Source organism: Sphingomonas sp. (assembly GCF_039594485.1).
Lineage (GTDB): Bacteria > Pseudomonadota > Alphaproteobacteria > Sphingomonadales > Sphingomonadaceae > Sphingomonas.
Map to the genome: position 1 here is coordinate 1 of NZ_JBCNNI010000072.1, position 6,005 is coordinate 6,005.

Below are 6,005 nucleotides of genomic sequence, written 5' to 3' on the forward strand. Positions count from 1 at the left end.
GAATTTTAGGATTCACCGGATGCTCACCGAATTACACAGGGAGGATGTGAAGAGCGTCCTTCGGAAAAAACACGGATCGGTTGCCGCGTTCGAGCGCGCCAACAATCTGCCCGAAAAGTCGGTCAACGACGTGCTGCGCGGGCGTTCGAGCGCCCGCGTCGCCAAGGCCATCGAAAACGAACTCAACCCACAGACCCCTTCACAATCCGAAGTTTCGGACTGTAGCGAAGGTGCGACGGCTACGCACCGTCTAAATGAGGGGGGCCAATAGACATGGCGTCTCTCCCCGTTGCCAATGATGCGGCTCCGCAGGTCGCTGGCGAAATCCTCCTCATCCCCACGGCTGAAATCACGATCGGCGATCGCCTGCGCGACATCGATCAGGTTTGGGCCGAGGCGCTTGGCGGCGTCATGGCCCGCGAGGGCCAACAGACACCGATTGAAGTCTGCCGTCTGCCCGGCCGCACCGGCTGGACGCTGGTTGCTGGCGCGCACCGGCTGACGGGTGCGCGGTTCATCGGCATGGAGCTGATCGAAGCGCGCGAGGTCAGCTCCGCCGCCGACTATCGCCGGATGCGCGAGGCGTCGGAAAACCTCTGGCGCAAAGGGCTCGACCCGTTGGCCCGCGCCGCGCACGTCGCGGAGTTGGTCCGCCTTCACAAGATTCGGGCTGGCATCGAGGTCGATCGCGACGGACGCTATGTGTCCGCTGCGACGCGCTGGCAGAAGGTCGTCGAGGAAGAGGCCGACGATGCAACGGCAACGATTGCCAGTGCATATGGCTGGTCGGAAAAGGTCGGTGCGGAGATCGGCATATCCGCCCGCACGGTCCGCGACGATCTAGCCCTGTATCGTCGCATCCCCGCTGGTCTGGTCGCGGAGCTTCGCGCCAAACGCCACCCGGTCGTCACCAACGCTGCCCAGCTCAAGGCGCTGGCAAAGCTGGAGGTCGAGGATCAGCGCAAGGCGGTTGCCCATCTGGTCGACCAAGAGCCTTGCGCCACCGTCGGCGAGGCGGTTGCACGTTTCCGCCCTGGCAAGCCGGTTCCCGATGCTGGGACAAAGCGACTGTCAGCCTTCCTGGGGGCCTTCGCTCGCATGGGGCTGGCGGAAAAGAAGGCGGCTTTGGTCCAGCTGGGTGAGATCATGCCAGCCGGTTACGAGCTGGTCATCAACGCGAACGAACTGCCCGACCTCGTCGCGTTCGTCGAAGGTCAGCTGAATCAAGGCGTCGAGTCCGCCCTTCTGCAAAAGGAGCTGGAGCGCGACCACGGCGCGACCGTCCAATTTCGTTCGGGCACCTACATGATCCGCCTCAAGAAGGTTTCTGCGACCTGCACGGCAGGCGGCGAAATGCTTCTGCGAGCATGGCTCAGAGCGGCGTTGCGCAAACTGGAGGCGTCAGCATGACCCCCGGTCAGCTTCAGGTTCTCGACTGCGTCCGCGACATGCTGACCTATGACGTCTCTCCATCGGTGCGGGAGATCGCAAAAGCCTGCGATATCACCGTGTCGCAGGCTCATGGCCGGATCGCCGCCTTGGTGGATTGCGGCGCGCTAGAGCGTGGTGCGGGGAAGCAGCGAAACCTCAAACTGGTCGACTTGCCCGACCTGCGCGCCATCCCAACCGATGCGATCCGGGCCGAATTGGCGCGGCGCGGCGTCGTTCTCGACGCGCTGTCCACCCGTACTCGCCGGGCGGTCGGCCATGAGGTGACATGCGCGGCGGATACGTGCGGCGCTGTCGTTCAATTCGGCCACCTCTTTTGCCGTGAACACTGGTTCAAGCTTGACGAAGGTTTGAGACGCGGAATCCTGCGCGCCTTCGCCGACAAGGACGTGTCGACCTATCAGCGGCTGGTCGCGCAGGCCCGTGACGAAATCGACGGGTGCGCAGCATGAGCCGCGCTCCCCTCAAGAATCGCCAGACCCGTTGGCATGACGAACGCCACGCCCTGAATCTGCTGGACGAGGGCACGGAACCCGCAGCGGTTGCCGCCATCACGGGCCTACCGGTTGCGCAGATCGACGCGATCGCCGCCGCATATCGCGGCGCGTCGGTCGACCCGCTCGCAGACTGGAGGTCGTGATGGCCCCCGGCGATCTCGACCATGTACGGCTGTTTCAGCGTGCCTTGCGTGACAATGTCACGATGGACGAGGCTCGCCGTCGTGTCGTCAACGAACGGTGGAAGGCGGTCACGCCCCGCCGCCGCGCCAGCCCTTCCGAACCCGACGCCAGTGAAGAGCCGCGTCCGAATTTCTGGTGGCAACGTGACTGACCGTCCGACTTCCAACCTGCGACCGGCTCCGGCCGAGCTGACCGGCGACCGCGTAAAGCGCTTGCTTGGCCTGTTCGATCGTCCGCGCGCCGACGAACCCCGGAACGACGGGCGATGACCAAGCGCGTCTCGTCGCTTCCGGCCGGGCAGCTGGCCTTCACCTTCGATCCGCCGACGCCCGCGTCGGCCCCATCCGACCTCGCCGGACTGGACCGCGTCATCGCGGCGGCGGTGTCGACGATGCTGAAGGGCGACAGCCGGTCGCGCCATGAGATCGCGGGGGCAATGTCCGCACTGCTGGACGAGGAAACGACGAAGCTGATGCTCGACGCCTACGCGTCCGAAGCACGCGACAATCACAATATCAGCGCCGCCCGGCTGCTGGCGCTGATCGCCGTGACCAGCCGGTTCGACGTCGCCGACGCGCTGATGCGCCGGATCGGCGCGGCGGTGCTGGTCGGTGAGGAACTGATGACCGCGCGCCTGGGCAGTCTGAAGGCCGAGCGCATCCGTCTCGATGAAGAAATCAGGGAATTGCGGCGGCGCTGCCAGCCGATCGCACGGGGGAACAAATGAAAATCGACGGCTTCAAGGAATGGTTCTCCGCCGACGAGCTGGCGGCGCTGAATCTGCCGGGTCTTCCCGCGCAGAAGCGCAAGGTGAATGAGCGCGCTGCTAAGGATGGGTGGGCGTTGCGGACGGGCACGAATGGCGAGCCGCTGGCCCGGCCGCGCAAGGCGCGCGGCGGTGGGCTGGAATATCATGTCGATGTGTTGCCTGCCGCCGCGCGCATGGCGATCCAGGCGGCGGGCGTTGCGGTCGCGGCCGACATCCACGCCGCCCCGCCCGAACGCCAGCGCCAGTCGCCGTCCTGGCGCTGGTATGACGGCGCCAGCGACGAGGTGAAGGCCAAGGCGCGCCAGCGGCTCCAGACGATTACCCTGATCGAGGCTTATGAGCGGGCGGGCATGACGCGCTCGGCCGCCGTCGCCAGCGCCGCCGCGCGTGATGGCGTGTCGGTCGCCACCGTCTGGAACTGGCTTAGCCTGATTGACGGTGTGGCCCGCGAAGACCGTCTGCCAGCGCTGGCCCCGCGTCGTCAGGGCGGCGGTGCCGAGGCGCAGGTTGACGCGGGCGCGTGGCAATTCCTCCTGTCGGACTATCTCCGCCCGGAAAAGCCCACCTTCGCCAGCTGCTATGCGCGGATGGTCGAAGGCTACGCCCGGCCGCGCGATATCGCGGTGCCGCACATGAAGACGCTCCGCCGCAAGCTGGAGCGCGAAGTCGATGGCCGGGTCGTCATCGCCCAACGTGAAGGCGCGGAAGCGCTACGGCGCACTCTTCCCTCACAAGAAAGAACTGTCATGGATTTACATGCACTGGAGGCCGTCAACATCGACGGTCACAAGTTCGACGTCTTCGTTCGCTGGCCGGACGGTCGCGTCGGCCGTCCGCTGATGGTCGCGATCCAGGACCTTTACAGCCGCAAGATGGTCGCGTGGCGCATCGACGAGAGCGAGAGCGCGCAGGTCACACGGCTGGTCTTTGCCGACCTGTTCAAGAATTGGGGCATCCCGGCGCATTGTGTCCTCGACAATGGACGCGCCTTTGCCAGCAAAGTCATTACCGGTGGCGCGAAATCGCGTTTCCGCTTCAAGATACGGGATGACGAGCCGACCGGCGTCTTGGTCGCGCTGGGCGTGCAAATCCACTTCGCGACGCCCTATCGTGGCCAGTCGAAGCCCATCGAGCGCGCGTTCCGCGATCTCTGCGACACGATCGCCAAGCATCCTGCCTTCGCTGGCGCGTACACCGGCAACCGGCCGGACGCGAAGCCGGAGAATTATGGCGAGCGGGCCATCCCGATCGACCAGTTCCGCGCGATCGTCGACATGGCGATGGCCGCGCATAACGCGAAGCCGGGCCGTCGCACCGAAACCGCGAAGGGCCGGAGTTTCGACGACGTCTTTGCCGCCTCCTATGCCGTGTCGCCGATCGGCCGGGCGACGCCGGAGCAGCTGCGCCTAGCGCTGCTGACCGCCGACGATCGCACCTGCGACCGTCAGACGGGTGCGATCTCCTACGAGGGCAACCGCTATTATGCGCCGGAGCTGCGCGACCACGCGGGCAAGAAGGTCACGATCCGTTTCGATCCCGACGATCTCCATAGCGAAATCCACGTCTATGACCGGGCGGGCGGCTTCCTCGTCACCGCGCCTGTGATCGAGGCGACCGGCTTCTTCGACAAGGAATCGGCCGGTGCCCGTCGTGCGCAGGAAGCCGAGCTGCGCCGCGCGACCCGCGACCTGACCAAGCTGCAAAACTTGCTCAGCGCGGCCGAGCTGACCGCGCTTATGCCCGACCATATCGACGAGGATGCGGCCCCGGTCGCTGGCGCAACGCGCATCGTGCGCCATCGTGGCCAGACGAAGGGCCAGCTGAAGGCGGTCAAGGAAGCCCCTCAGCCACCTCAGAACAATGTCATCGACCGTCTGACGGACGCCATGGATCGCGTGGTGCCTTTGAGGCGCGTCGGCTGACCGAACGGCCGTGCGGAGGCTGCCACCCCCGCACGGCCCACTTGAACACCCACGAACAAGCACAGGAACGCATAGCATGATTAACCCGAACGCCCAGCCGATCGATATTGCCGAGCAGCAAACCTGGCTCGCCGATCACAAGAAGGAACGCAATCTGAGCTGGTCGCAGCTGTCGGCCAAAATCGGCGTTGCGCAAAGCACGCTCAGCATGTTCCCTAATGGCGGTTATAGGGGCGACAATGCGCCGATCGCGCAGGCGGTCTTTAAGTACCGCCAGTATCTGAAGTCGCAGGCCGCCGTCGCGGTGGAGATGCGCGAGCCGCCCGCCTTCTATCCGACGCCGACCGGCAAGCGCATCCAAACCATGTTGTCGATCGCCCAGCGCGGCCGGATCGTCGTTATCGCTGGCGCACCTGGGACGAGCAAGACCAAGGCGATCCAGAACTATCGCGCGTCGATCAGTAATGTCTGGATTTCGACCATGTCGCCCAGCACGGCCGGGGTGAACACGATGCAGCAAGAGGTTCTGGAGTCGTTTGGAGAGGCGGACGCGAAGGGTACTCCCCGCGCGCTGTCGAAAAAGATCGTGTCGTTCGTGAAAGACACCGGCGGTCTGATGGTCATCGACGAGGCGCAGCACACGTCCGAACTGGCGCTGGAAGAAATCCGGTCGTGGCACGACCGGACCGGAATTGGCATCGCCCTGGTGGGCAATGAAGACGTGCTGACCCGTTTGACCTTGGGCAGCAAAGCGGACGCCTTTGCCCGGCTGGCGAGCCGGGTGGCTCAGCGGTACATTTTCCGGGGGCCGCAGGACGGCGACGCGCTGGCGCTGGCCGATGCCTGGGACGTCCATGACGACGAACAGCGCGCCTTTATCGTCGGCATTGCCAAACAGCCCGGCGGTCTGCGGACCTGCACCATGATGATGGAAACCGCCTGTATGCTGGCGGCATCCGAGAACAACGAGCTGACGATCGAGCATCTGCGCGATGCGTGGTCGCACCTCGCGATCCGGCAGGCGGGCGTATGACCCGGCAGGACGAAAAGAAGACGTGGCAGGTGGTGCGCGACATGCACCCCCTGCTGTGGAAGGCGGTCCAGCTCAGCGCCTGCGCGGCGCTGGGCACCGCGCTGCCCGACATCATCGACTTTCTGAGGTGGCTGATATGAGCGCCCTGAAGG

General features: G+C 65.2%; 8 protein-coding genes and 1 pseudogene. All 9 read left to right on the top strand.

Annotation, left to right across the window (positions count from 1 at the left end):
• Positions 1 to 271 (top strand): annotated as a pseudogene (locus ABDV78_RS19285) (hypothetical protein); the annotation flags it as partial.
• A 2-nt stretch (positions 272 to 273) separates the two neighbouring features.
• Positions 274 to 1,410, top strand: coding sequence for a hypothetical protein (locus tag ABDV78_RS19290; protein WP_343529067.1), 1,137 nt, complete (start codon positions 274 to 276; stop codon positions 1,408 to 1,410).
• Entirely contained in the window at positions 1,407 to 1,901 is a 495-nt protein-coding gene (locus tag ABDV78_RS19295; RefSeq protein ID WP_343529068.1) for a hypothetical protein, read from the top strand. Before ABDV78_RS19290 ends, ABDV78_RS19295 begins: the two co-directional genes overlap by 4 nt.
• Complete coding sequence (locus ABDV78_RS19300) at positions 1,898 to 2,089, top strand: hypothetical protein (RefSeq protein ID WP_343529069.1); 192 nt, start codon at positions 1,898 to 1,900, stop codon at positions 2,087 to 2,089. Before ABDV78_RS19295 ends, ABDV78_RS19300 begins: the two co-directional genes overlap by 4 nt.
• The gene (locus ABDV78_RS19305; RefSeq protein WP_343529070.1) at positions 2,089 to 2,280 is read left to right on the top strand and encodes a hypothetical protein; all 192 of its coding nucleotides are present in this window, start codon (positions 2,089 to 2,091) and stop codon (positions 2,278 to 2,280) included. The genes ABDV78_RS19300 and ABDV78_RS19305 overlap by 1 nt, the downstream gene beginning before the upstream one ends.
• Before the next feature lie 114 nt (positions 2,281 to 2,394).
• Positions 2,395 to 2,856, top strand: coding sequence for a hypothetical protein (locus tag ABDV78_RS19310; protein ID WP_343529071.1), 462 nt, complete (start codon positions 2,395 to 2,397; stop codon positions 2,854 to 2,856).
• Positions 2,853 to 4,820 carry a transposase domain-containing protein gene (locus tag ABDV78_RS19315; protein ID WP_343529072.1) on the top strand — a complete coding sequence of 656 codons (1,968 nt, stop codon included), beginning with the start codon at positions 2,853 to 2,855 and terminating at the stop codon, positions 4,818 to 4,820. The genes ABDV78_RS19310 and ABDV78_RS19315 overlap by 4 nt, the downstream gene beginning before the upstream one ends.
• A 76-nt stretch (positions 4,821 to 4,896) precedes the next feature.
• Complete coding sequence (locus tag ABDV78_RS19320; RefSeq protein ID WP_343529073.1) at positions 4,897 to 5,853, top strand: AAA family ATPase; 957 nt, start codon at positions 4,897 to 4,899, stop codon at positions 5,851 to 5,853.
• Positions 5,850 to 5,993, top strand: coding sequence for a hypothetical protein (locus ABDV78_RS19325; protein ID WP_197939145.1), 144 nt, complete (start codon positions 5,850 to 5,852; stop codon positions 5,991 to 5,993). The genes ABDV78_RS19320 and ABDV78_RS19325 overlap by 4 nt, the downstream gene beginning before the upstream one ends.
• Positions 5,994 to 6,005: the final 12 nt, after the last annotated feature.